20 protein-coding genes are annotated in these 25,438 nt (G+C 55.6%); 10 read left to right on the forward strand and 10 right to left on the reverse strand.

Translation table 11 applies throughout. From position 1 onward, the window contains the following. Positions 1-16 precede the first annotated feature (16 nt). Genes JYB85_RS05480 through JYB85_RS05490 form a run of 3 tightly spaced genes read right to left on the reverse strand, consistent with a single transcriptional unit; the run spans position 17 to position 10,580 of the window. Positions 17-1,939 (reverse strand): PfaB family protein, encoded by a 1,923-nt coding sequence (locus JYB85_RS05480; RefSeq protein ID WP_207381388.1) that lies wholly within the window; start codon positions 1,937-1,939, stop codon positions 17-19. Next, positions 1,939-9,756: a type I polyketide synthase gene (locus JYB85_RS05485; protein WP_207381389.1), complete on the reverse strand. Its 7,818-nt coding sequence runs from the start codon at positions 9,754-9,756 to the stop codon at positions 1,939-1,941. Before JYB85_RS05485 ends, JYB85_RS05480 begins: the two co-directional genes overlap by 1 nt. After that, positions 9,756-10,580, reverse strand: a complete 825-nt coding sequence (locus JYB85_RS05490; protein ID WP_207381390.1) for a transcriptional regulator — start codon at positions 10,578-10,580, stop codon at positions 9,756-9,758. The genes JYB85_RS05485 and JYB85_RS05490 overlap by 1 nt, the downstream gene beginning before the upstream one ends. Before the next feature lie 264 nt (positions 10,581-10,844). Between JYB85_RS05490 and fusA the strand changes: the two genes are divergently transcribed. Both fusA and JYB85_RS05500 read left to right on the forward strand, forming a co-directional pair. Then, positions 10,845-12,887 carry an elongation factor G gene (fusA, locus tag JYB85_RS05495; RefSeq protein WP_207381391.1) on the forward strand — a complete coding sequence of 681 codons (2,043 nt, stop codon included), beginning with the start codon at positions 10,845-10,847 and terminating at the stop codon, positions 12,885-12,887. A 74-nt stretch (positions 12,888-12,961) separates the two neighbouring features. Continuing rightward, positions 12,962-13,750, forward strand: a complete 789-nt coding sequence (locus JYB85_RS05500) for a 4'-phosphopantetheinyl transferase family protein (protein WP_228730207.1) — start codon at positions 12,962-12,964, stop codon at positions 13,748-13,750. A 57-nt stretch (positions 13,751-13,807) separates the two neighbouring features. On the opposite strand, the gene queF is transcribed toward JYB85_RS05500, so the two are convergent. Then, entirely contained in the window at positions 13,808-14,665 is an 858-nt protein-coding gene (gene queF / locus JYB85_RS05505; RefSeq protein ID WP_207381392.1) for an NADPH-dependent 7-cyano-7-deazaguanine reductase QueF, read from the reverse strand. 59 nt (positions 14,666-14,724) lie between these two features. On the opposite strand from queF, the gene syd reads away from it, so the two are divergent. Then, the gene (syd, locus tag JYB85_RS05510; protein ID WP_207381393.1) at positions 14,725-15,366 is read left to right on the forward strand and encodes a SecY-interacting protein; all 642 of its coding nucleotides are present in this window, start codon (positions 14,725-14,727) and stop codon (positions 15,364-15,366) included. A gap of 33 nt (positions 15,367-15,399) precedes the next feature. Here syd and JYB85_RS05515 read toward each other — a convergent pair whose 3' ends face one another. Together JYB85_RS05515 and JYB85_RS05520 are read right to left on the reverse strand one after the other, a co-directional pair. Next, a complete protein-coding gene (locus JYB85_RS05515) occupies positions 15,400-16,173 on the reverse strand; it encodes a Zn-ribbon-containing protein (RefSeq protein ID WP_207381394.1) in 774 nt (257 codons plus the stop codon). Continuing rightward, entirely contained in the window at positions 16,173-16,487 is a 315-nt protein-coding gene (locus JYB85_RS05520) for a hypothetical protein (protein ID WP_207381395.1), read from the reverse strand. The genes JYB85_RS05515 and JYB85_RS05520 overlap by 1 nt, the downstream gene beginning before the upstream one ends. Positions 16,488-16,642: 155 nt before the next feature. Between JYB85_RS05520 and JYB85_RS05525 the strand changes: the two genes are divergently transcribed. Beyond that, positions 16,643-17,005: a DUF3192 domain-containing protein gene (locus JYB85_RS05525; protein WP_207381396.1), complete on the forward strand. Its 363-nt coding sequence runs from the start codon at positions 16,643-16,645 to the stop codon at positions 17,003-17,005. Positions 17,006-17,007: 2 nt separating this feature from the next. On the opposite strand, the gene JYB85_RS05530 is transcribed toward JYB85_RS05525, so the two are convergent. Then, positions 17,008-17,238, reverse strand: coding sequence for a DUF2789 domain-containing protein (locus tag JYB85_RS05530; protein ID WP_207381397.1), 231 nt, complete (start codon positions 17,236-17,238; stop codon positions 17,008-17,010). A 142-nt stretch (positions 17,239-17,380) separates the two neighbouring features. Here JYB85_RS05530 and JYB85_RS05535 point away from each other — a divergent pair, with 142 nt between their 5' ends. Both JYB85_RS05535 and JYB85_RS05540 read left to right on the forward strand, forming a co-directional pair. Then, positions 17,381-18,019 (forward strand): GNAT family N-acetyltransferase, encoded by a 639-nt coding sequence (locus JYB85_RS05535; RefSeq protein ID WP_207381398.1) that lies wholly within the window; start codon positions 17,381-17,383, stop codon positions 18,017-18,019. Then, positions 18,012-18,314, forward strand: a complete 303-nt coding sequence (locus tag JYB85_RS05540; RefSeq protein ID WP_207381399.1) for a DUF962 domain-containing protein — start codon at positions 18,012-18,014, stop codon at positions 18,312-18,314. The genes JYB85_RS05535 and JYB85_RS05540 overlap by 8 nt, the downstream gene beginning before the upstream one ends. Positions 18,315-20,334: 2,020 nt before the next feature. Here JYB85_RS05540 and JYB85_RS05545 read toward each other — a convergent pair. Together JYB85_RS05545 and JYB85_RS05550 are read right to left on the reverse strand one after the other, a co-directional pair. Beyond that, complete coding sequence (locus JYB85_RS05545; protein ID WP_207322399.1) at positions 20,335-20,718, reverse strand: DUF3301 domain-containing protein; 384 nt, start codon at positions 20,716-20,718, stop codon at positions 20,335-20,337. Next, entirely contained in the window at positions 20,715-21,728 is a 1,014-nt protein-coding gene (locus JYB85_RS05550) for a DUF3549 family protein (RefSeq protein WP_207381400.1), read from the reverse strand. Before JYB85_RS05550 ends, JYB85_RS05545 begins: the two co-directional genes overlap by 4 nt. Before the next feature lie 96 nt (positions 21,729-21,824). Between JYB85_RS05550 and JYB85_RS05555 the strand changes: the two genes are divergently transcribed. From JYB85_RS05555 to purU, 4 genes are all read left to right on the forward strand, one after another. Beyond that, positions 21,825-22,145 (forward strand): YqcC family protein, encoded by a 321-nt coding sequence (locus JYB85_RS05555; protein ID WP_228289700.1) that lies wholly within the window; start codon positions 21,825-21,827, stop codon positions 22,143-22,145. Further along, positions 22,145-22,906 carry a tRNA pseudouridine(65) synthase TruC gene (gene truC, locus JYB85_RS05560; protein ID WP_228730209.1) on the forward strand — a complete coding sequence of 254 codons (762 nt, stop codon included), beginning with the start codon at positions 22,145-22,147 and terminating at the stop codon, positions 22,904-22,906. Before JYB85_RS05555 ends, truC begins: the two co-directional genes overlap by 1 nt. A 335-nt stretch (positions 22,907-23,241) precedes the next feature. Further along, the gene (locus JYB85_RS05565) at positions 23,242-23,706 is read left to right on the forward strand and encodes a flavodoxin (RefSeq protein ID WP_207381402.1); all 465 of its coding nucleotides are present in this window, start codon (positions 23,242-23,244) and stop codon (positions 23,704-23,706) included. Between the two features lie 295 nt (positions 23,707-24,001). Continuing rightward, entirely contained in the window at positions 24,002-24,850 is an 849-nt protein-coding gene (gene purU, locus JYB85_RS05570; RefSeq protein WP_228730211.1) for a formyltetrahydrofolate deformylase, read from the forward strand. 55 nt (positions 24,851-24,905) lie between these two features. Here the strand turns inward: purU and JYB85_RS05575 are convergent, their stop codons facing one another. Further along, positions 24,906-25,247, reverse strand: coding sequence for a DUF3718 domain-containing protein (locus JYB85_RS05575; RefSeq protein ID WP_207381404.1), 342 nt, complete (start codon positions 25,245-25,247; stop codon positions 24,906-24,908). Between the last annotated feature and the right edge of the window lie 191 nt (positions 25,248-25,438).

Here is a 25,438-nt window from a genome sequence, read left to right on the forward strand (position 1 = left end):
CTCAAGTTCAGTTCTCTTATGCTTTTATCTGTTGTTCGGCTTCAGGCGCAAGGGGCGCAGGCCGGAAAATATCTAAATCCATGCTGACTCCGTGGGCCAGCAGGCGCGCCAGGGTTTTCAGCAGGGTTTTGCCACCCTGGCCCTCGGTGGGCAGGGCCAGCAGGTTCTTGTTCTCGGCATCCCCTATGGCTTCAATCAGGCCCGAGGTTTGGCGACCGGCACCGACTTCCACAAAAATCCGCGCCCCTTGCTTACGGGCCCGGGTCACCAGGGCGCCGAAATCCAGCTCTTCGCTGAAACAGGCGGCAATGGCGCCGCCAATGGCCTCGGCATCCAGCTTGCCCTGGGGCTCGGCATTGGCCCACAGCAGTTGCGGCAGGGCTGCGCTGTCCATTTCTGTGGTGGGTCTGGTGTAGAAGGCGCGGATATGGTCGTGCAGCGCCTGGGCTACCGGGGTGTGCATGGCGGTCACCAGTTCACCGGTAAGCGCGCGTTTGCCCAGGCGTTTGACCAGGGCCTTGCACTGGGCCTCGTCGCCGGCCAGCACTGTGCTGGGGCCCTGGGCGATGGCGATATAGGCCCGGGGAAACTCGGCTAAATGGGGACGTATGGCGGCCGCCGGCAGGCGCACCACCAGGTTCTGCCAATGGATTTCGCCGTCAAGATCATCGCTTTGCGCCTCTTCCTGCTCGCGCCACAGGCGGCGTACCGCCCGCAGTGAGCCGGAGACTTCCTCGGTAAACAGCGAGCTTTGCAGCGTCTCGTTCACCAGGGCAAAGGGGTTTTGCCACAGTCCCAGGGCGGCGGCCATGGCGGCTTCGCCCATGGAGTAACCCAGGGCAAAGGCCGGGCGGATCCCAAGTTTTTCCAATAACTTGTACAACACATAGCTGGCGCCGACGCCGGCCACCGCCTGCTCCGCCAGGCTGGGTCTGTAAGACAGGGCGCTGGGGCGCAAGATATCGTCGAGGCCATTGAGTCCCTGACCATGGAGCTGCTGTTCCAGCTGCTCGAAAAACTCGCCAAAGGGCAGATGCAGTCCGGCCAGCATGCCGTGACTGGCGGTGCCGACCCCGGGGAATACCAGCGCCAGTCCCTTGTCACCCACGGGACTGGGGCTGAAGGCGCTGCCGCAGGGGCTGGTCAGCTCCTTGTCGTCACGAAAACTCTGGGCTATGCCCCAGGACAGGGCATCGGCCTCGGCAATCAGCTCCGCCTTATCCTGGCCCATCAGTACCAGGCAGCGATGATCCGGCACCTGTGCCAGGGCATCGAGGGCCTGGTTAATCAGAGCGTGCAGCTCATCTGTGCTGTCGATGGCGGCGAGCTTCTGCTGGGTGGCGGACAAACGTCGCTGGATACTGGGCCAGTCGGGTTCCGGCAAAGGCACCGGCAGCACATAGGGCTGGGCGCCATTGCTACCGCTATTAATGCCACTATTCCGGCCACACAGGGGCGTTGCCGGTCTGGCCGTACCCTGGGTCAATACCAGGGCCCTGTGGCCCTGAACCAGCACCAGAACCCGCGCCTGGTGTGGTGGCATGCTCCAAAAACCGCCGTGAACCGGATGGGTGCGGCTGCTGAGGCTGTGGGCCTGCTCCAGCACCGCCGCCAGGGTCAGCGGCTCGAACAGGATTTCGGCCTCGGCCGTGGTGCGCTTGGCCTGGGCCAGGGCCCTGTGAATGGCATTGTCGCCATCCACCAGCCCCTGCAGCAGGGCCAACGGGCGCATCCTCGCCTGGGCGGCGGCAAGGGCTGGCAACAGCAGCAGCTCAGGGTTTTTACCCAGGGCCAGCCATTCACCGGCCAAGGCTCTTTGGCACAGCTGCGGCCAATCGATTTCCTTGTCCCCGTTGGCGTCGGGCACCAGGATAGCCTGGGGCGGCAGCTGTTCTATGGCACACAGTGCCAGCCTAAGTGGCGCGGGCGTGTCTTGCATCACTGGTGTTCTCCCTGCTGCGCCGCCACAAAGGCGGCGTTCAACCCCTTGCTGATGGTGACCCTGGCCTCGGTCATGGCGCTGACCGCCAAGCCATCGGCATCATAGAGGGCAATATTGGCGCACAGCTGGCGACTGCTGTGGCTGACCACCTCGAGCCGGATAAGGCCCTCTGTCGTCAGGTCACCCTGGAACAGGGTCTTGAACTCAGATGGCAGGCTGGCGGCGCCGTATTTCAGTCTGGCCCACACCAGCATGGCCTGCAGCAGCGCATCCTGCTGGGCCAGGGCGCTCGGGGCCTGCCCTTGAGGCAATTTATAGCGGCACAGCAAGGATCCATCATCAAAGCTCAGCACCTGCTCAATCAATTGTAGTGCCGGGCCGTGGAACAGGCTGCCGTCGGCATAGAGCTGCTCACCTGACATCAACACCTTGGCCTCTGCGGCCGCTTTGGCCAGGTCGGCGTTGAGCACCGGGGCATGCATTTCCCCGGCGGGGCGCAGGTTCGCCCGGTACTGGGGTTTGCCATCGGCTTCGATTCTGGCGTTAAGTGTGTCGCCCTCGGGTGACAGACTCAATTGCAGCAGTTTTTCATCCGTGTCGAACACCAGTCCCTTGAGCAACTTGTAATCCGTGATTTGCCATTGGCCGCCATAAATGCGGGCAGCGGCAGATGCAATCCATTCCAGGGCGCAGACTGTGGGCCAGACGCAGTTGCCACCTATGCGATGATCGTTAATCAGATCAAGGCTTTGGGTGCTGAGCTTGCGATTCAGCGTTATTGCTGAGTCCGGCCCTTCAGGCTTTTTTAGCGCTTGCTCTCCGCCGGCGCCCTGCATGCTGGAACCGATCAGCAGCTGTGGGCTTTGGCCGGCCACTATGGCCCTGGCAAACAGGGCGGCGCCGGCCTGCCGCGGGATCACGTACACACCGCGGTCGACAAACATTTTCTTCAGTGCGGCAGTCACCATGCCACCGTCCCAGGGACCCCAGTCAAAGCTGACCACCCGGGCTTTGGGAAGTTGCCGGCCCAGGCTGTAGGCGGCCTTGTTGAGGATCTCGTTGGCCATGGCGTAGTCGCTCTGGCCACTGTTGCCGTAGAAACCGGCGGCGGAGGAGAACAGCGCCACCAGCTTGAGGCTGTCGGCACTGAGCACCTGCAGCAGGGCTTTGAGGCCATCCACCTTGGTGCCCTGTACCCGATTCAGTTCATCCAGGGTCTTGTCGCCGATCAGCTTGTCCGCCAGCACGCCGGCACCGTGCACCAGGCCCGTGATGGGGGCGAGAGCCTGAATAGGCCCCAGCTTGGCGGCTATGTCGGCGGCGCTGGTGACATCCAGGCTCAGGTATTCGGCGCTGGCGCCGACGGCCTCGAAGGCCTGCAATGCGGCCTGGATCTCCAGGGCGCTGGCGAGCGGTTGGATTTGGGCATCGATTTCCTTCGGCAGGGCACGCTTGCCCGCAGCCAGCATGTCCTTGATGGCGGCGGCCTTAAGCTCGTCGGCGGCGAGGCCTTTGGCCCAGGCCGGAAATTCGCTTAAGGCCAGGGCCTTGCTGCGACCGGCGAGGATGAAATGGGCACCCGTGTCTTTGGCGAGCGCCAGGGCGCAGTCCAGGGTCACGCCTTTGGCACCCCCGGTCACCAGTATTTTATCTGTACCGTCGAGGGACATGATCTCTGGCGCACTGGCGGGAATGGTTTCACCTTCTTGCAGGGTAAAACGTCCCTCCTGGCACAAGCCCCATTCCAGCGGCTCGTCGTCAAGGCCGTAGAGGGCATCGAGCACTGCATCGGCCAGATGCGCCGCATCCAGGGCCGGATGCAGATCCAGCGCCCGGCAATGGACGCCCGGCCACTCGTGGGCCAGGGTCTTGGTCAGGCCAAACAGGGCCGCCTGCTCCAGCTCGGCAGTGGTTTCGGCACCAGAGTCGGTACCCAGTTTGCCATCCATGCGGGCGACGCTGATAAAGGCGCGTCTGTGGCCGTCATTGGCCGAGGTCAATGGCTTGCTCAGGTGCTTGGCAAACAGGAAGGCCAGCTGTACCCGGGCGCGGGCCGACTCGTCGAGCCACAGGCCTTCAGTCTTCTGCTCAGCAACAGGTTGCAGATGAATGAACACAGCCGGGGCTGAGTCCAGTCCGGTCAGCAGGGTTTTTATTCCGGCATCATCGTCGCTGGCAAGTTGCACCGCGGCGATTTCGCTGTCCTGTACCGATTGGGCCGTGGCCGCAGCCGGGCGCACCAGGGTGACCTGCAACTGACGCCGGGCCAGCTTGCCCGCCAACACGCCGGCATTGTGGCCGTCGTCGAGGATCAGTACCCGGGCATTGGCGGCAAACAGAGTGGAGGCCGCCTCGGCTTCCAGTCTATCTGCCGCCGGCAGCTTTTTTAGGGTAACGCCCCCGTGTGGTGGCAGTGCTGGTGCTTCCGCGTCCTGATCTTGCCCCTTGGCTTCAGCTTCAGTTTCAGCTTGGGCCTGGGCTGGTGTGGCTGTTGGCGAGGCCGCTGGAAGCAGCTTGGCGTAGACGTCGGCAATCTGTCCCAGGGCGCGGCACTCGGCCAGATCCGCCGGGTTTACTTCGGGCAATCCGGGCAGGGCATCCTGCACAGTGCCGAGGATCTCCACCCGCTTGATGGAGTCGATACCGAGATCCGCCTCCATGTCCATGGCCAAATCCAACATATCCGCCGGATAGCCTGTCTTGTCGGCCACCACGGTCAGCAGTGTGGTCAATATGTCGGCCTGAGTTGGTGTTGCTTGGGCAGCACTCTTTCCTTGCACCGGGGCCGCGACCTGCGCTGCAGCCGGCATGCTTGTGGCGGCCAGAGCTTCCATGATGTCGGCCTGGCTGATGGCCGGTGCCGAGCTCAGCTGTTCGAATGCCTCCAGCTCAAAAGCGTCGCTGTTAACAGCAGCAGTGGCGACAGCCGGGGTCGCAGCAGCTTCTATTGGAGCTGGTTCGGCTTGTATTGGGGCCTTTTCTGCCGCCATGCAGTCGATAATTTCCGCCAGGGTGCGGCATTCCGCCAGATCGGCCGGATTGAGTTCGGCCATCTCCGGCAGAGCGTCCTGCACTGTGCCTAAGATTTCCACCCGCTTGATGGAGTCGATACCCAGATCCGCCTCCATGTCCATGGCCAAATCCAGCATTTCCGCCGGGTAGCCTGTCTTGTCGGCGACCACGGACAGCATGGTGGTTTTAACCAGCTCCAGGCTGATGCCGGTGTGGGCGGCCTGAGTCGCTTGAGATATTGGGGCCGCTGATGGTTGAACCGCCGCTGGCTGTGCTGAGAGGCTGGCCTTGGCGCCCATGTGATCGACGATTTCCGCCAGGGTGCGGCATTCGGCGAGATCGCTTGGATTGAGCTCGGGCAGGCCCGGCAGAGCATCCTGTACAGTGCCGAGGATTTCCACCCGCTTGATGGAGTCGATACCCAGATCCGCCTCCATATCCATGGCCAGGTCCAGCATGTCCGCCGGGTAGCCTGTCTTGTCGGCGACCACGGACAGCATGGTGTCTTTAACCCGCTCCAGGCTGATGTCGGTTTGGGCCTGCTGTGTTACCTGAGTGGTTTGGACTGCCACAGGCTGAGCCGCTGCTGGCTCAACCGACAGGGTACCGCTGGCCTTGATCGCCATATAGTCAACGATTTCCGCCAGGGTGCGGCACTCGGCGAGATCGCTTGGATTCAGCTCGGGCAGGCCCGGCAGGGCGTCCTGCACAGTGCCGAGGATTTCCACCCGCTTGATGGAGTCGATTCCGAGATCCGCCTCCATGTCCATGGAAAGGTCGAGCATTTCCGCCGGGTAGCCTGTCTTGTCGGCGACCACGGCCAGCATGGTGTCTTTCACCAGATCCAGACTGATGTTGCTTTGCATGGCTGGTGCCTGCGTCTGTACCTGTGTCTGTGCTTGAACTTGCGCCTGGGCTTGAGTTTGCACCTGGGCTACAGGCTGACCAACTGCCTGAGTTGCTGCCTTGGCGGACGCCTGAGTCGGCGTCTTGGCTGCAAGGTAGGCAACAATTTCCGCCAGGGTGCGGCATTCGGCGAGATCGCTCGGGTTCAGCTCGGGCAGGTCTGGCAGGGCATCCTGCACAGTGCCGAGGATTTCCACCCGCTTGATGGAGTCGATACCGAGATCGGCTTCCATGTCCATGGCCAAATCGAGCATTTCCGTGGGGTAACCCGTCTTGTCGGCCACCACCTGCAGCATGATTTGGCTGACATCATGAGCGCCAGCGGCAGCATTGTCGCTGCTGGCCTGGGGTTGAACCGTTAAGGACGCAGCCATTATGGGTTGGGCTGCTGGTGTCATGGGTGCCGCTTGCGGCTTGGTCGCGGCGACCGCAGGAGCGATTGTTGTAGGAGCCACAACCGCTGGGAGTGTTTGAACTGGTGCAGTCACTGCTGGGGCTGCATGAACAACCGCGGCCGGTAGTGGCTGACCGCTGAGTCCCGCCAGCAGTTGCAGGGCGCTTTGGCTCTGGGCCTGCATAAAGTCGGCGTGGATCTTCAGGGTGTCGGCCTGATGCTGGTGGAACTGGGCCAGGGCCTGCTCCATGCCTGCCGGAATGGCCTTGCCTTCCGCGCTCAAGCGCAGCTGCTGCGCCAGCAGGGTCTGGATGCTGTTGCCGTACTGGGTGGGGATGGCGAGGAACTGCTGATGCAATGCGGCCAGTTGCTGCTGAGCGGCAAAGAACTGTCCCAGACTGTCCTGGTTCGGGCTCTGGGCAGCCACCTGGGTGATTTGGCCGGCTGAAGTCTCGGTTTGCGCCTGGGCTTTCATTGCAGGCGCTGTCGCTGGAACTGTCACTGTTTTTTCCACGATTTTCTCAACTATTTCTGTCTGCTTGCTGACTTGCCCCTGGCTCAGGGCTGCTGCCATTTTTGCCTGGGTGGCCGGGCTGATGTAGTTACTGGCGCCCAGGCGCACATTCATTGGCGAAGGGGCTTGTTTGGGCTTGGCGAGTGGCGCCTGGTACGGGTCGGGATTGCCAAGCGGCAGGCCCGCCATTGCCAGCGCCAGTGCGGCCTGTTTATAGGCCAGATCGCCATCTTTAGCCTTCAGGGCTGGAACGCCAGTGTCGACAGCGAGGATCAGACACCCGGCCGCCCGTTCACCCAGGGTCGCTTCGGTCAGGCGTGTCAGTGTGTTCTTGGGGCCGAATTCGACAAATACCCGGGCGCCGTCGCGATAGAGGCTTTCAATCTGGGACACAAACTGCACCTGCTGCAGCATCTGTTGCTTGAGGCCCTCTTTCAGCTTGCTGCCCTTACCGTCAACCTTGTCACCGCTGCCGTTGGCATAGAGCGGCGTATGGGCATCACTGAAGCTCAGCTTGTCTATGGCCGCAGCGAAGGGCTGCCTGGCGTGCTCCACCAAGGGCGTATGGAAGGCGCCCGATACCGGCAGGGCAATCACCCGCATTCCCTCACTGGTCAGCGCTGCGCTGACCCGCTTCAGGGCCTCAGTGGCGCCGGCAATCACCAGCTGGGTGGGACTGTTGTGGTTGGCTATGCTGACCTCGGTCTCGCCGGCCAGCAGTGTCTCCAGTTTTGCTATGGTTTCGGCGTTTGGCAGGATCACCGCCGCCATGGCGCCGGGGTCCTTGCCCTCGGGCACCTTTGCCATGGCATCGCCGCGGGCAAAGGCCAGAGCGTAGAAGCCAGCCTTGTCGATGGCACCTGCCGCATGCAGGGCTGCCAGTTCACCGAAGCTGTGGCCTGCCACCATGTCGGGCTTGAAACCGGCGGCCTTGAGCAATTCAAACTGACCCATGGCCAGGGCGCCGATTGCGCTCTGGGCGATGCGGGTATTGGTGAGGCGCTGCTCGTCGCTGGCCTTGGCCTCGGCCTCAAATTTTGGTGCTGGGAAGACACAGCCCGAGAGGGCGCCCATGCCATTGACGGCCGGCTCTCCCTGAGCCGCGAAGGCCGCATCGGCAGCGGCAAATTCGGCCCGCACCTCGGGATAGAGCATGGCAAGCTCCCGTCCCATGTTGAGGTACTGGCTGCCCTGACCGGCAAACAGGGCCACGCTTCGGCCCTGGTCGTCAAGCAGCGCCCTGGGGCGGAAGCTTAACCCGGCCTGTTGCCAGGGGGCGTCGCTGTTGCTGCCCAGCAGCGCCAGGGCCTGCTCCAGATTGGTTTGCAGCTCGGTCTCGTCCTGGCACAAGAGGCCCAGGCGCGGCCACTGGGGATCCAGCTCACGGCCGCTGAGCAGATAAGGGGCGATAAGCGCATCCAGACCCCCGTGCTTGTCGGCCTTCAGGACTGAAACCAGCGATTGGAGTTCGGCTTGCAGCTCTGCTACTGAGGCGGCACAAATCAGCAGCGGTTGGCTGGTGTGGCGCAGGCGGTACGGAGTCCGGTCGTGATCGCGGCGATATTCTTCCAGCACCAGATGGAAGTTGGTGCCGCCGAAGCCAAAGGAGCTGACCGCGGCGCGGCGCTCTACCCCGTCGGGCCTTGGCAGCCAGGGCCTGGCCTCGGTATTGAGGTAGAAGGGCGAGTTTTCTATGTCCATCTTGGGGTTGGGGCGGCGCACATTGATGGTGGGCGGCAGCACCTTGTGGTGCAGCGCCAGCGCGGCCTTGATTAAACCGGCGGTGCCGGCGGTGGACTTGGTGTGGCCCACCTGGGACTTGATGGAACCGAGAGCAATATGCTGTTTGGCGTCGTTGTTTTCGGACATGACGCTATTGAGACCGGCAAATTCGGCCACGTCACCGGCGGCGGTGCCTGTGCCGTGGGCCTCCATCAGCCCCAGGGTGTGTGGCGGGAAGCCGGCATCATCGTAGGCGCGTTTCAGGGCCTTGGCCTGGCCCTCGGGACGGGGCGCGTAGATACTCTTGAACTTGCCGTCGCTGGAGGCGCCGACGCCCTTGATGACGGCGTAAATCTTGTCGCCATCGCGCTCGGCATCTTCCAAACGCTTGAGGGCCACCATGCCTATGCCTTCGCCTATCATCATGCCGCGGGAGTCGGCATCGAAGGGCTTGATCTGCTCATCGGGGGTAAAGGCCGGGGTTTTGGAGAAGCTCATGTACATGTAGGCGGAGTTGTCGGTGCAGACGCCACCGGTCAGCATCATGTCGCTGCGGCCTTCGGTCAGCTCGGTCAGCGCCATGCGAATGGCGGCGAGGGAGCCGGCACAGGCGGCGTCCACCACGCAGTTCATGCCGCCGAGGTCGAAGCGGTTGGCGATGCGCCCGGCAATGACGTTGCCCAGGGAGCCGGGGAAGGAGTTCTCCTCCCAATGTATGTACTGGCTCTGGAATTTGGCGATCAGCATCTCGCTGTCTTCGTCGCTGATGCCGCTTTCGCGGAACACCTTTTTCAGCACTGGGTATTGCAGGCGCGCGTTGAGGCTCTGGCTGATCTTCTGGCCGCCGCCAATCCCTAAGGTGATGCCGATGCGGTCCCTGTCATGGCCGGAATTTTCGTTGATGCCGGCATCTTCCAGCACTTCCTTGGCCACTATCAGGGACAACAGCTGGGAGCTGTCGGTCAGTTCCAGTATGTTGGGCGGCAGGCCGAACTCCATGGGATTGAAGTCCAGCTCGGGAATAAAGCCGCCCCGCTGGCAGTAGCTCTTGTCGGCCGCCTTGGGATTGGCATCGAAATAGTCCTCCACGCGCCAGCGGTCGGCGGGCACCTGGGTGATGGCATCTATCTTGTCGCAGATAAGATCCCAGAACTGGTTCAGGTAACGGCTCTTTGCAAACAGGCTCGCCATGCCAACTATGGCTATGGGGGTGTCTTTCAAGCGCTTGTTGAGGCGCAGATCCTGCGTCTGTTCAGCCTGACTCATTAAGCTTCTCCATTGGGCGCCGACGGAGCCGGCGTCTTGGTATGGGCCTTGGTGCCGTCCGCATCGGGGAAGCGCTCAAGGAAGGTTTGATAGTTGCGTGCCAGCACTTTTCGAAGCGAAAAGGGGCCATTGGCGAGCACATGGGCCATGTAGCGATTGGCGGCCTCTGTGTCTGTGTCGGTATAGATATCCACGTAAACCCAGTCGTGGCTTGGGTCCATGCCAATCAGCACCGAGTGGGGCTGTTCGGCGGCCACGGGGATGCGCATGGCTTCCACCTGCACCACTGTCTGCTCATCTTCGCTGGGCAAAGCCAGCGCTTGGGCGAGCGTGTGGGTATTGAGTGTGTAGCTTTCGGTGTTGCTGCCGCGATACACAGGCAGTTTATTGAAGTGTTTATCCGGCAGCTCGCCATTGGGTTCTATGTCGCCGAGGCGCGAGACCCCGTGGCGCTTGAGACAGCGGGCGAGGCCGGAGCGGGACACATGGGGATTGATAAAGCTCTGGGTGACTTCCAGCAGCTTGTCCAGGGTCAGCTTCAGCTGGTAGCGCAGGCCCACCACCACATATTCTTCCACCTGCGTCAGCGTGGTGTTGAGGTGGTGCGGGGTATTGGGACTGTCGCTGACCGAATCCCGCTGCTTCCACTTACGCACAGTCGCCGGGGTGATATTGAGCAGCTTGGCCAGCTCCTGCACGCCTAGGTTCGAGGTCTGGATAAAGCGGCGCATCTCCACCGTGGTGGTGGCGTTTCTGTGTCTGGCACCGGCGATCTTTTTGTCTGGACGGTCGTTCAGCACGGAAGAGGAGTCACTTGGCCTCACCTTAGCTCCCTGTGTTTATCGTTATAATCTGCCGGAACTTTTGGGGGACCAGTTAGCGCTATGGTCGCGGTCTGACAGGAATTTCGCTTAATGGCTGCCAAGATTACCCGACATGGGACAGAGATACAATCACCTGAGACTGGAAGGAAACTTGTGGCCCCCAACCAACGACCCCGGAAAACATGCGCCGGGTCATATTTTACCCATCTGGAGGGGACTATACTGAACTGGTAGCCGGTTGAAAAATGACACAAGGAGGCCATTATGGCTGAGTATCAGACCGCGAGGATCCGCAACCTTGCCCTGCTCGGGCATACAGGTGCGGGCAAGTCCTCGTTGCTAGAGGCGCTCTTGTTCGAGGCAAGGGCGATTACCCAAAGGGGCAGGGTGGATAAGGGCACAAATCATGCCGATTTCACTGCCCAGGAAAAAGCCCACCAACACAGTCTAGAACCATCCTTTCTCAATCTCGATCTCGATCAACACCATATCAATCTTATCGACACCCCCGGATTACCCGATTTCTTTGGCCGCGCCCTGTTGCCGCTGCCCGCGGTGGAATCGGTACTGCTGGTGATCAATGCCACCACAGGGATTGAAACGGTCACGGCCCGGGCCTTCGAGGCCGCCAGAGCCCAGGGCAAGGTGGTTTGCCTCTGTATCAACCACATCGACGGTAACCTGGATAAACTGGAAGAGTTACTGACCGACATACAGCAAACCTTTGGGCCCCGTTGTCTGCCGGTTAACCTGCCATCCCTGGCCGGTGATGCCGTGGTTGATTGTTATCTGCACTGTGAAGAGCAGGTCGCCACCTTGTTTTCATCTTCCCAGGCCGCCCGTGATCAACTGGTGGACACTGTGCTTGAGGAAGACGAAGACCTGATGACCCTGTATTTGGAGCAGGGCGAAATGCTCAGCGCCGAGCAGCTGCACGAGCCACTGGAAACCGCCCTGCGCATGGGCCATCTGGTACCCGTGTGCTTTACCAGTGCCGAGCAGGATGTGGGCATTGCATCCTTGCTGGAGATTATCACCCAGCTGTTGCCAAACCCCCTGGAAGCCAATCCGCCGCAGTTCATCAAGGGATTTGGCAACCAGGCCTTGCCCGTGGATGTCACCCAGAGTGCGAGCGATCATGTGCTGGCCCACGTGTTCCGGGTCGGTATCGATCCCTATTTTGGTCGGGTCGCTGTGCTGAGGCTGTATCAGGGAACCCTCAGCAACGGTATGAAGCTGTTTATTGGTGCCGATCGCAAGCCGGTGAAGCTGGCCCATCTGCTTAAGATCCAGGGCGATCAGCATGTGGAAATCCCCTCGGCTATTCCTGGGGACATCTGTGCCCTGTGCAAGATAGATGAGCTGGACGTCGGCTCTGTGCTACACGACAGCCACGATGAGGATGAATTCCACCTGCCAGAACTCAAGCTGCCACAACCGATTTTCGGTTTGGCGGTATCGCCCAAACGGCGCGGCGACGAGCAGAAAATCGCCGAGGTGCTGGCCAAGCTGGTGGCCGAGGATCCCAGCTTGTGTGTCAGCCAGAATGCCGCCGAAGGTCAAACTGTGCTGCAGGGACTGGGCGATTTGCATTTGCAGATTGCGCTGGAAAAGGCCCAGAGCGTATTCAGGGTCGATATGGACACCTGCAAGCCGGCGGTGGCCTACCGGGAAACCGTCGGTCGTAGCGCCGTTGCCCGCTACCGCCACAAGAAGCAATCCGGCGGTGCCGGTCAGTTCGGTGAGGTGGAACTCAGGGTGGAACCTTTGCCCCGGGGCAGTGGCTTCGAGTTTGAGTCCAAGGTGGTCGGTGGCGCCATTCCCGGGCAATACATACCTGCGGTGGAGAAGGGAGTACGGGAGGCCATGCAGGCGGGCACTTTGGGGGGCTATCCCATGGTGGATCTCAAGGTCACTGTGCTTGATGGCAAACATCACAGCGTGGATTCCAAGGAAATTGCCTTCGTGATGGCCGGCAAAAAAGCCTTTCGCGAGGCTGTGGCTGAGGCAGGTCCTGTGGTGCTTGAACCCATGGTGGCCATGGACATCATGGTTGCTGCCGACAGGGTGGGTGATATCACTGGCGATCTCAGCTCCAGCAGGGCCATGGTGTGCGGCACCGAGGCTCGGCGCGATGGAAAAGTGCAGGTGCGGGCCGAGGCTCCATTGGCCACGGTGGATGACTATGCCACCCGGCTCAAATCCATGACCGCCGGTGATGGTCAGTTTACCTTGAGTTTCCTCAGATACGAGGTGGTGCCGCCGGCGGTACAACAGGGGTTGCTGCGGGAGATAAAGGAAGATTGACAGTTAAGCCGTGATTTTTTGGCATAGCCGTTAAAGACTGGCACAATTGTGCCGGTCTTTTTTATTGATTGCCGGTGAACAACATCAAGCCCCAATCACTTCTCATCCAACTGGATTTTGTCCGACTTCCCCTATGGCGACAGGGCGGTCATGATGCTGTGCTGCAAAGGCTGGAGCAGGCTCGTCACTGGCTGAGCGTCAGCGAACTGGAGCGTTTGTCAGCCGGTCCCATGCCCTGGGTGGCCCAGCAGCAATTGGCAAGCCGGGTTCTGCTGCGGGCCATATTGGCGAGCCGGACCGGCCTCAGCCCACAGGCGTTGCAGTTTTCCTACGGTGACAAGGGCAAGCCGGCATTGTTGAACCATCCCGGTCTGCAATTCAATTTGAGCCACAGCGGTCACTGGTTAGTGCTGGCAAGCTGCGACAGTGACCATATGCAGCTGGGAACCGACATAGAAAGGTTGAGGCCCAAAACGGATATCGACAGCATAATGCGCCACTATTTTGCCGGTGCCGAGCTGGCGCAATTGCAGGCTCTGGGAAGCGATGACAGACGACAGGCGTTTTTCGATCTCTGGGCCTTGAAGGAGTCGTTTATCAAGGCAACGGGCTTGGGTTTGGCCCAGGATCTGCGCAGTTTCGGTTTTGAGCTCGACAAACGCACGCCCATGGCCAGGGCAGATTTTCCCGAACTTGAAAGTTGCTTGACGCCCTATGGTGAATTGGGCGGCACTGAGTGGCAGTCATGGCTGGGACGTTTGGACGATGAATACCGTTTCGCGCTGACGCTGCATAAAGAAGGGGCAGGCGAATGTTGCTGGCAACGCCACTTCAGCGAGCTGGCAGATTGGCTGCCCGGATGATGCCGTATTGATTGAAGAAAAAAGCAGTGCCTGGCACTGCTTTTTTGTCTTACAGGCTTATTGCCGTGCCAGGCGATTGTTTTCCGGGAGATGTTCGAAATCACTGCGGAAGGGGTTGATGTCGAGTCCACCCCTGCGGGTGTAACGGGCATAGACGGTCAACTTGGCACAATGGCAATAGCGCTTAAGGTCCATAAAGATCCGCTCGACACATTGCTCATGGAATTCATTGTGCTGGCGGAAGGATATCAGGTAACGGAGCAGCTTTTCCCTGTCGATTTTGGGACCCTGATAACGGATCATCACACTGCCCCAATCCGGCTGCGAAGTGATTAGACAGTTGGACTTCAGCAGGTTGGAGGTCAGGGTCTCGGCCACTATTTGCTTGTCGTCCGTGCTGCCTTGCAGGTGATCCGGATTGAACTGGTAATCGTTGACCTCGATATCCAAATCGTCGATGCAGGTGCCCGGCAATTCCACCAATCTCAGACTGCCGAAATGCCTGGGCTCTATGATACGCACCTTGACCTTGCCGCCGGCACACTGGCTCAGGTCCTGCTCGAGCATTTTGCCGAGGGCATCAACACTGGCCACCCGGGTCTGGTTAAAACTGTTGAGATACAACTTGAATGACTTGGACTCGATCAACTGGCTACTGGTTGCGTCCAGCTGAAAATCGGCAATGGCCACCATGGGCTTGCCCTTGGCATTGAGCCAGGATAATTCATAACCGGTCCAGATGTCGGCGCCGTGAAAGGGCAGGGGCTCCGTCAGCTGGATAGCATCGCGGTTGAGTTTGCGGGGAACCCCTTGCAGCAGCGATGGTGCATACTCGGCCTGGTATTCTGTAGCTTGACCCAGGGTCAGGCCAGCCAGCTCGGCGGCATCGCTATAGGGATCGTGATTTCGTGTCATCAAGCGTATTTCCGTGTCAAAATAGGCAGTCATTATAACCGAAAAAGGACGGTGCTTAAGTGTCTTGTCTGGCCGCTTTGATAAAATTTCATCAGCTCTACCTGCAGGCCTTCAGCAATTGCCTGGATTCCTTGCCCCAGACTTTTCCGAATGGCGACTCTGTTTGCATCGTCGGTGAACAGGTCTCCCATAAGCCGGTTTATTGGCAACCGGTAGCCTGTGAGCCGCCTATGCATTTCGATAACATTGCGGCGGCGCTGGAGTTGCACTTACACCCGGATATCGCGGCTTTTTATGGCCATTTTTTTGCCGGTGCGCTGACGTTTGATTCACCCTGGGGTTCGGGGGAGTTGTTGCAGGTTTGGAACCAGCAGGATCTTGAGTTGCTTCAACAAAATCTCATTGGCCATCTGCTGATGAAAAAGCAGTTGAAGCAAGCGCCAACCTGGTTTATCGGTGTATTCGATGAAGGGGACTCGATGCTGACGGTCAACAATGACGATGGCAGCGTGTGGCGCGAGATCCCGGGGAATGAACCCTGCGAGCAATTGGCTTTGAGTCTCTCCGAGTTTCTCAGCGTCATAAAACCCAGGGTTGCGCCGCCCCAAGAGCACCATGATTACCAGGACGACAGCTTGGAACATCCGGGCATCTTTGCCAGCATTAAACGCATGTGGCATAACCTGACTGGGCGGCGCTAATTCGATAAGCGCCTGTCTTGGCTAAAGTTATAGCTACTGATAGTCCCAGGATAGATTGGACACAATACGGCAGTGATCGCAACGGAAGTGGAACATGTCCAGCAAGGGCTCAGATAGACGCCACTCCTTATTGCCGCAGCGGGGACAAGGTCGTTGCAGTTCCTCTTTGAGACTGTTGCCCCCCACTCTGTAGAGGTAATAATAGGTGGGGATCTTGGTCAGGTATTCGATGCGGCCCCGCAAATCCCACCCCCGGCGAAATAAGTCACTGTCGCAGCTGCCAAGCTCTTCGAGTGCGGCAAATTCTGCCTTGGTGGCAGATGCCATTTGCAGCTCATCACATGCTTGCCATTCTGTCTGCCAGCGTATCAATTGTTTATGATCACCATTAAAGGTGGCCGGGATATGATACAGGGGAATGGGAAGCAGATTGTCACCACTTCTCAGCGGTGAGCACATGTGCACATAGCTGGTATAGAGCAATTGCCATGAGGGTGTTTCCAGACAGCTTTCATTGGCATTGATGTCCTGACCCAGCAGTTTTTCCCTTGGTGCCAGCAACTTGGCATCGGTCAATGCCTGTAATGCCTGTTTGACCCAGGGGCTGTGATAGCGATGTGCCAGGCTTTGGGGCTCCGGCAGCATTAACCTGACCCTGAATTCGGCATCATGAAACGAAATGGCAAATTCCCGGCCCAGTATTTGACCGTTGGCCCTTAGCGCCTCCAAAAAACCATTGATGGCCGTTTGGGCGCGGTTGATGGTGGTGTCGGCAAAACATTCAAAACGAAGCTCGGCGACGTACATCAGTCCTGCCCTTCCAAGTCCGTGACCCTGGCCTGCAATTCCTGCACTTGCAGTCTGAGTTCAGCAAGCTCACGACGCAACACCGTCAGCTCGTCTTCGGCTTCCTGCGGCACAGGTGCCACAACCTGAGTCGCAGTAACAGATATTCTGGCCTTGGCATCTTCAGGCATGGCCTTATATTGCTGCAGCCCTTTGATAATCGCCGGCAAGGGCATGGGCTTGCTCAGTCGCGCCTTGATAAGGGCAACACTGGGTTCCTGCCCCTGCAGTTCGAGTGTTCTGGCGATCACCAGAATATGTTCATTTGCACTCATAGTTAGTGATATTTCTCATTTCTTGCGAGGAGTTGGCATCTTGTTTGGATTTAAATCCTTACAAAACAAGGTGTTAATAATTGGCCTGAAACTTGCTGTGTTTGGGCTCGATTTTGAAGTGAATTTTATCACATTAGTAATAACAAGGAGTAAAAATGAAAGCTGCATATTGCGCTGTATTGCTGGTTGCATCCATCGGACTGAGCGGTTGTGTGGTGAATCTGAGCGATGGCGACCGGGATTGGTCAAGCAGTCATTGGCAAAAGGTAGAACAACAGAACCGTGAAAATCTGGCGCGTTTGGACCTGGGCATGTCCAAGGATCAGGTACTGACCTTAATGGGGAAAGCGGATTTCAATGAAGCCTATGTCAAAGAAGGCAAACAAATCCAGGTACTCTTTTACCGTACCCAGCGCACAGATAAGGATGGCAATACCACCAAGGATGAATGCACCCCAGTGGTGATCAGCGACAACAAATTGGTGGGTTGGGGCTCGACCGCTTACGCCCTGATTTAATCTTACTTTCTCAGCATGGTGTCCAGTTGGTCTATCAATTCAGACCACTGGGCATCCGCATCCAAGGCTTCGCGCAGGAAAGAGGCCTGTGCCGGGCTCCAAAATTTTGCCTGCCAAATGGCTACGCCGTCATCAACCGAATGGCTGTCAATAAAGTTGTTGATGGCGCTTGTTTGATGGGGCAATCCTAACTGTTCGAACAGGTGGCTCATGTCTGTAGGTGTGGTATCCATGATGCGTTACCCTGGCTTGGGGATGGTCATTTATAAGCATTGTGTCAAAGCCCGGAAAAGGCAATGTGTGATGAAAATTTGCACTTTTATGCCGACTTGATAGAGTGAACAAGGTGTGATCTGGATCAAGGAAATATACACAATGGACCACTCTACCTTAGAGCACTTTCGCGCAGTTTATCTTACCGCAGAAGATCTTAGAGTTGCGGCCTCCATTCTTTTCAATGCCTACCACGATGATCCGTTTTTCAAGGATGCCCTTTATACGGGTGACAAATTTCTGTACGAGCAAAAGCTGCGTGCCGCCATTCGTGAAGAGTTGCACGAATTGTGGCAGCAGGAACAGGTCTTGATAGGATGGTTTGAGGAAGAGCGTTTGATCGGCGTTGCCTGTGTGATCACCCAGCAGGTTCCCCTGGGGGATGGGCGTTATTGGCATTGGCGACTGAAAATGCTGTTGGGAACCGGCTGGCAGTCGACACAAAAGTTGATGAAGAAAGAAAACTCGATTGTTGAGCATCTGCCCGGAAACCGCTGCGGCATATTACAATTTATTGCCTTGGCTCCAACAGAGCAGGGTAAGGGGAATGGCAGTCAGTTGTTGCGTGCCGTACTTGGTTGGTGCGATGACCAGCCCGACCTGGAGGGACTGGCCGTTTTTGTGAGTGTGCCTATGCATCAACATCTGTTTTTTTCTGCAGGATTTGAAGCGCTTGCTCACTTACAGATAGGGAATGTGGATGGTGAATTATTGTTCTATCGCAAGGAGCCGCATGAGTAAATCGTACACTTCATTTGCAGAATTTTATCCTTCCTATTTATCCCAACACCTCCACCCCTGGTGCCGCGCAGCACATTATATCGGCAGCTGTTTGGTCATTTTGATCCTGGTGTATTGTCTGGTGAGTCAAAATTGGCGCTTGCTGTGGACGCTTCCTATAGTGGGGTATGGCTTTGCCTGGGTTGGTCACGCGATATTTGAGAAAAATAAACCCGCCACCTTCGACTACCCTTGGTATTCCTTCCTGGCGGACTGGGTGATGTTGTTTGATTTTCTCCGTCGGCAGGGCAAATGAATATCCATACTTCATGTTTTGCCATTCAAATTGTGAGACATATCTTACAGAGCTTGTAGGAAATAATGTTATCCAAAAGTAACCCTAAAGTAGTATTTTTTGTATTCTCCTTTTAGAACATAAGGTTAACCTGTTTACCCCTGCTTCTATTTATTTACCTGGAGAATTCTCGTGGGTCGGGAGGTCAGGCAGGGCTGCTGCACTTTGATAAACTGCAATAGCAGTCAGGGAACAGACAAACACCCACAAGGAATACACGGACTGTTGAGGAAAGGCAGCGGGAAAACTGCCATATAACCAGGGTAAGGTTTAGGTGTCGGCAGGATAGCCGTTGCAGGGCGTTCAGGATGAATGCATGCCATTCAGGAAGAATGGCATCAGGGATGACAGCCAGGCATGAAATGGATGCCAAATGGACGAGTTCATGGATGCAACTGGTTGGCAACATGAAAGTTGTCAGTCAAGGGACTGGGTACGCAAGTACAGGGACCTGACGGAACAGGAAGGATGAAGGCGGGAAGCCGGCGAACGCAGGGATGGTGCAGGGAGCACAACTTAGCTGGAAGGCTAGCAAATTAAAATCGGGCGTACCCATCAGGGTACGCCCGTTCCTTTTGTGTGGCTTTGTGTAGCCATCTTAATTTTCAGACCAGATCGCTCAAGCGATGATTCTTTCCATTGGTATTGTGAGATATGTCTCACAAATGTGTAAGACAAGCCGCCGTCACTGATACCGTAAAATCACAAGCGTAACTTTTATTCATTTAAAAACAATACAATAGATTTAATTTATGTTCAGAGATGATTTTTTACTCCTGCTAACCCGTGCTTTGTCAGCGGATTTTTGCGGCCGAAATCCCTAAGATTAGATTGTCGAGGGAATGAAAACGGCAATGGATGCCGGACCAGGAAGGTCGACAATAGATGGTTCAGGAAGAACCGAGGTGATACAGGACGTATTGCTGAAATACAGGAAGTGGTGCCGGTCAGGATGACAGGTAAAGGCGGCAGGGAACGCCCATATTCGCAAGGATGACAGCCGAGGTACCTGGGATGGTGCCGAACATGGAAGGTTTGTCACGGACGTAACCAGGGACGATGCAGGACACGCTCAGGATGAGCAAGCCCGGGCAAGGGATGCCGGAGGCAAGGACGGTTCCCATTGGGAACAGGGAAAATCAAGGAACGACAGGGACGCAGCAGGAAGCAATCGAACGCAGGGATGGTGCAGGGAGCACAACAATAGCAGGATGGCTTAACTGGGAACAGATAGGGGCGCTTAGCAATAAGCGCCCCTATTCTTTTGGTTGCTGATGGAAAAGGGGTTCCCTAGATGCGGCGTAAAAATAGGCTTGGAACGTGGGCATCCTGAATTCCCATAACCAGTGTGAGATATGTCTCACAAATGTGTAAGACAAGCCGCAGTCGCCGATACCGTAAAATCATGAGCACAATTTATATTCATTTAAAAACAATGTAATAGATTGAATTCGTGTCCATGGGCTATTTTTCCCCTCAGCTATACGGTGCTTTGTCAGCGGATTTTTGCGGCCGAAATCCCTAAGATTAAATTGTCGAGGGAATGAAAACGGCAATGGATGCCGGACCAGGAAGGTCGACAGTAACAGGTTCAGGATGAACCGAGGCGATACAGGACGTATTGCTGAAACACAGGAGGTGGTGCCGGTCAGGAAGACAGGTAAAGGCGGCAGGGAACGCCCATATTCGCAGGGATGACAGCCTGAGGTGCCCGGGATGGTACCGAACATGGAAGGTTTGTCACGGATGTCGCAAGGAACGATGCAGGACACGCTCAGGATGAGCAAGCCCGGGCAAGGGATGCCGGAGGCAAGGACGGTTCCCATTGGGAACAGGGAAAATCAGGGAACGACAGGGACGCAGCAGGAAGCAATCGAACGCAGGGATGGTGCAGGGAGCACAACAATAGCTGGATGGCTTAACTGGGAACGGATGGGGGCGCTTAGCAATAATCGCCCCCTCTCTTTTTATTTGTTGCTGCTTACTTACATTTTCCTGACTGGCAGGATTGACCGCCGCAGCCACCAAAACGGCCGGTGGCATTGGGGGCCTCGCTCCATTCAGGTTCCGGGAATATAGGCCATTCAATTTTGGTTATGCGTTTACCAATCATGTGAATCTGCCCTTGGAATTGATTCAGCCCATCGGTGCTGAAATCAAATATGAAGCGTGATTTCCAGCAGATCCCGGTATCCCCTCCCAGGGTAGGCCTGGCGTTCAGCATCGCAATATCAAGCAGTTGCACTCTTTGACGGCGGCATTCTTTTTCAGCAAAAAGGCGCGAGATTTCGGCCATTTGTCTTAATTGCCAGAAAAATGCGGCTAGCAAAAGTAAGCCGAGAATTAATAAGAGATCTGTCATCATTTTCTGGTTGCTCTGAACAATCCACCGACCGCCTCGGTTAAGGCTTGACTTCTTTCAGGTCGCCGGAGATCCGACAACAGCAGGCTTCTTAATGAAGGAATGGCAACAATATCAGCAAAGACCTGATTAAAAAAGGTTTGCGGCTGGAGCGCCAAAGATTCCAGATATTCCAACCTTAAGGCATCCTGCCTCAGTACTAGCCAAACTCTGGCTGCGATTGTCACCAGTGTATCGGCATTCAATGGAGCTTTATCTATCAGAGAGTTAACTGCCTGAATGGCTAGCTGGGTGTTGCCTGCCAGCGCCCTGAGAAAATAGAGTTGCTCATCGCCTTCAGTGGCGGTGAACCTGTCATATATAGCCTTGGAGACCCCTTCGGGCGGTGTCAGATGTTCCAGGCACTGACAAATAGCCCGTTGAACTTCCGGCGGAGCCTGAGTTAAGGCGCGTACTAATCGGTCGCTGTGATCCAGCTCGGCGGCTCTGACACAAATATCTGCCAGTCCCTGAAATCCCAATTGCTGCCAGTGCGCTTGTGGGCACTCCCCTGCCAGATACTGAGCTGCGAATTCATATTGAGCGCTGGCTCGTAACCCAAGCAGTTTTCTGACCAGCGCATTAAACAGCGCGAGCTTTTCCTGGCTTGGTTTGAAATTAAACGGATGATTTGCCAGGGTCTGTTGCTCTTCCTCGGTCAAGGGCTTGGTGGGATCACGACCAAGGGCATCAATGATCATTTGAATAAACTGGCTTCGGGGAGCCGGGCTCAGCATTCCCTGCTCATCCAGAGGTAATTTTATGAACCAGACAAAGTGCTGCTGTGACGCATCCCAGAATACCAGGGCCATATGGGCATGACCTTGCACCGGATAGGGATAGGGACTCTTGAGTGCCTCTATCTGCTCAAAGGCAATCATATCAATGTGTTGAACTCTACGTCCCAAATCGTAAACCTGATAACTGGTTTTAGCTGCAGTCAGGAACTGACTTAAGGTATTGATTTCCGCCATCACTACTCAACATCAGATAAGAAATGTCGCCATTATAGGGATAAGCGACGGCCGATGGTATGATTTGGCGCTTTGATTGAATTGTTGGAGTTAAATTTGCACCTTGCGCTGAGTGATACCTTGGTGGCCATCGAGCTGGAAATGAAAAAACAGCAGCTGTGGAGCCCCGTGCCCCCAAGTGAAGAGGCCCTGTCCAGTACAGCTCCTTTTGCCTGCGACACCATGCCATTGGAGTTGTGGCTGCAGTTTATATTGTTGCCCCGTTTGCAGTATCTCCTGGATAAAGGGCTGGCATTGCCAGAAACATCTGCCGTTGCACCAATGGCTGAGCTTGTTTGGCAGGAAATGGACCAATATAACCCTTTGGTGTCACTGCTGCGGCAGCTGGATAAGCAACTCAGTGGAAGGGAGCAATGATGACTATTGCACAGCGCCAGGATGATCTTGCCCCGACAATCAATATCTTATACCAGGATGAATATTTGGTTGCCATACACAAACCGGCAGGGCTGCTGGTTCATCGAACCTATCTGGCGCGCCATGAAAAATGGTTTGCCATGCAGCTCACTCGGGACTTGGTGGGATGCCATGTGTTTCCAGTACATCGTTTGGACAGGCCAACTTCGGGCATCTTACTGTTCGCCAAAAGCAGTCAAATTGCCAATGAGCTGTGTCGTCAATTTGCTGCCCATGAAGTGGAAAAAGAATATCTGGCGCTGGTGCGCGGCAATATGCATGAAGCTGGCACATTGGATTACCCGCTGAAGGAAGAGCTTGACGAATATGCCGACAAGGATGTCGATCCTGATAAAGAGGCGCAACAGGCTATTACTTGCTATCAGCCGCTTTTGAATACTGAAATTCCATTCAGTTCAGGGCGCTACCCCACAAGTCGCTTTGCCTTGATGGCGCTTCAGCCCAAGACAGGGCGTAAGCACCAATTAAGACGTCATATGGCACATTTACGGCATCCCATAGTTGGGGACACAACCCACGGTGATGGTAAACAAAATAAATTCATGCGTGAGTACCTTGGTGTGAACCGTTTGTGGCTGTTGGCGCACAAATTGGCTTTCACCCATCCGGTAACCATGGAGCGCATAACGTTGGAAACCGCTCCCGAGCCTGAATGGCAGACTTTAGGTGAGCGCTTGGGGTGGGAATATTTTGAGAGCTAACGGGTAATTGGCATTCAGCTCATTGTTTCGATGACTTTTGTGCCAATTCCCGAAGACTGACAAATCCTGTCGTTGAACTTGGAAGTACATCCGGGCCGCGTTGACATTGGAAGAAGCGGTTACGGCGATGTTGACTGGCCTTGTGTTGTTTCTTACGACAGTTTGGGGTCATTTTATGCTCCCTGAGAGCCTGGTCTCGCTATGGCAGGTTAAGTGTTATCCCGCACTAAACTGATTGCGCAAGTACTGGCTTGTCTTAATGGCAGTAATTACAGTATGTTGGGTTCCAATTGTTCCGGGCCTTACCTTAGCCCTGAAGCAGGAGGCAGTATAACATGAAAAGAGTCAATCTGGTGTTCGGTACGGTTTACGGTAGTGCCCAATACGTGGCTGAAACCCTGGGCAACGAATTAAACCGATTGGGCTACGGGGTGCGACTTTGGCTACCGGAAGAGCTGGATGGTTTTTTACCTACAGATAACGACTATTTGCTGCTGGTGTGTTCCACCACCGGTCAGGGTGACTTGCCGGAGAATATTTTGCCCTGGTTTTATAAAGTGCAGGCAGCGGGTCTTTACCTTCCACACTTAAGATATGCTGTGGTAGGGCTCGGGGATTCCAGTTACGACAATTTTTGTGGTGCCGGCATTCAATTGGATGAGTTGTTTGCGGAGCTGGGTGCCATCAGAGTTTTGCCCCTGCTGAAAATTGATGCCATGGAAACCATGGAGCCGGAACTTGAGGTCCTGCCTTGGCTGACGCAGTGGCACCAAGCAGCCTCTGCCGACGCTGGCAACTGAATGTCAAAATCAGTCATGCCATTAAACCTCCGTGAGCACATGCCAGGCGGTTTTAGGTTTATTTGTATGTCAAACTGAACATACAAGCTTTCAAACCGTAAACAAGGCCCCGGTTGCAAGGTTAATGACTGTATGATTTGGTTTTTGTTTAAATAATTGCTGTTTTTGTTGTTTGTTTCTCATTCGCTTGCGGATAATTATTGTAAGTGTCGATATTATTGAATGAAGTCTCTGCCACCATACTTGTATCTGTGACAAACTCACCTCTCATCAATAAATAGTGGGGATGTGGGGTATGGTAAAAGCGCTGACGGAACGTAAAGTCCTGTTGACTGATTGTGCAGATGCGCAGGGACTGATAGCCGGAATTACGGGCGTTTGCTTCAAGCATAAGCTAAATATCATTAAGAACTCTGAATTTGTTGATAATTTTCAGGGGCGCTTTTTTATGCGCACCGAGTTGGAAGGGCTATTCAACGACGACATTCTCATGGAGGACTTACAACAGGTTTTACCGGTCAATAATCATATGAGCCTGATAAGCGCCAGGCGCAAGCGCATAGTGATCTTGGTGACCAAAGAAGCACACTGTTTGGGTGACCTGTTGATGAAGAACTTCTATGGTGCCTTGAACGTCGATATTGCCGCTGTGGTAGGCAACTACGACAACTTACAGGAATTGACCGAGAAGTTTGATATTCCGTTCCATCATGTCAGTCATGAAGGACTCGACAGACATCAACACGAACAAGCCCTGCTTGAGGTGATTGACAGCTATCAGGCAGATTATCTGGTGCTGGCAAAATTCATGCGGATTTTGACGCCGGAGTTCGTTGAGCGCTACCCCAATCGCATCATTAATATTCACCATTCATTTTTACCGGCTTTCATCGGGGCCAATCCCTATCGTCAGGCATGGGAGCGGGGGGTGAAGATCATCGGTGCCACAGCACATTTTGTGAATAATTGCCTGGATGAAGGACCTATTATCAAGCAGGACGTGATCCATGTGGATCACAGCTATAGCGCACTGGAAATGGCCAAGGCCGGAAGGGATGTGGAGAAGTCCGTGTTGAGCCGGGCTCTCGCCTTGGTTATCAATGATCAGGTGGTGGTACACGGGAACAAGACTATTGTGTTTTAACCTTTCAATATAAAAAAGGCGCTGTTGGCGCCTTTTTTATAGCTGATTTATTACCCTAGAAGTTCACATACAGAAGTTCATCTTTGGGGATCATGGTCAAATCATGGATGGTGACTTGCCCTGGCAGATAACGGGCAATTCTGTTGGCGGTACGATCTGCGCCATTGCTGATGGCGAATTGATGGAAGGACTCGCCATTGCAAACCAATCTTGGGAATATCCGATATTCATTGATCCGGTTGTCTCTCATAGTATTAGTAAACTGAATTTGGCTGTTACTTAGCCCAGCTTTACAAACAGAAATAAGCTTATTTTCCATTTCAGGACTCATTGCCGCCAGACTGGCGAAGCTGATGCTGGACAAGGCTAACACTGTGGCTGTAATTAATGCTTTCATTGTGTTTCTCCTGACATACTTGGCACTTTAAAGTAAAGACCTTTGGTCCCCAAAAATCTGTAGTATTAGTATGTCGTTCTGTATCAGGATATAAATATCCACTTATTTAACTTTTGAAGCACGGAAGCGGTGCACTCTTTAGTTGTAATAACTTGGTCTATACTTATAACTACAATAAGGTGACAGGGAGT

It is taken from the genome of Shewanella sedimentimangrovi (genome assembly GCF_017354965.1).
Taxonomy (GTDB): domain Bacteria; phylum Pseudomonadota; class Gammaproteobacteria; order Enterobacterales; family Shewanellaceae; genus Shewanella; species Shewanella cyperi.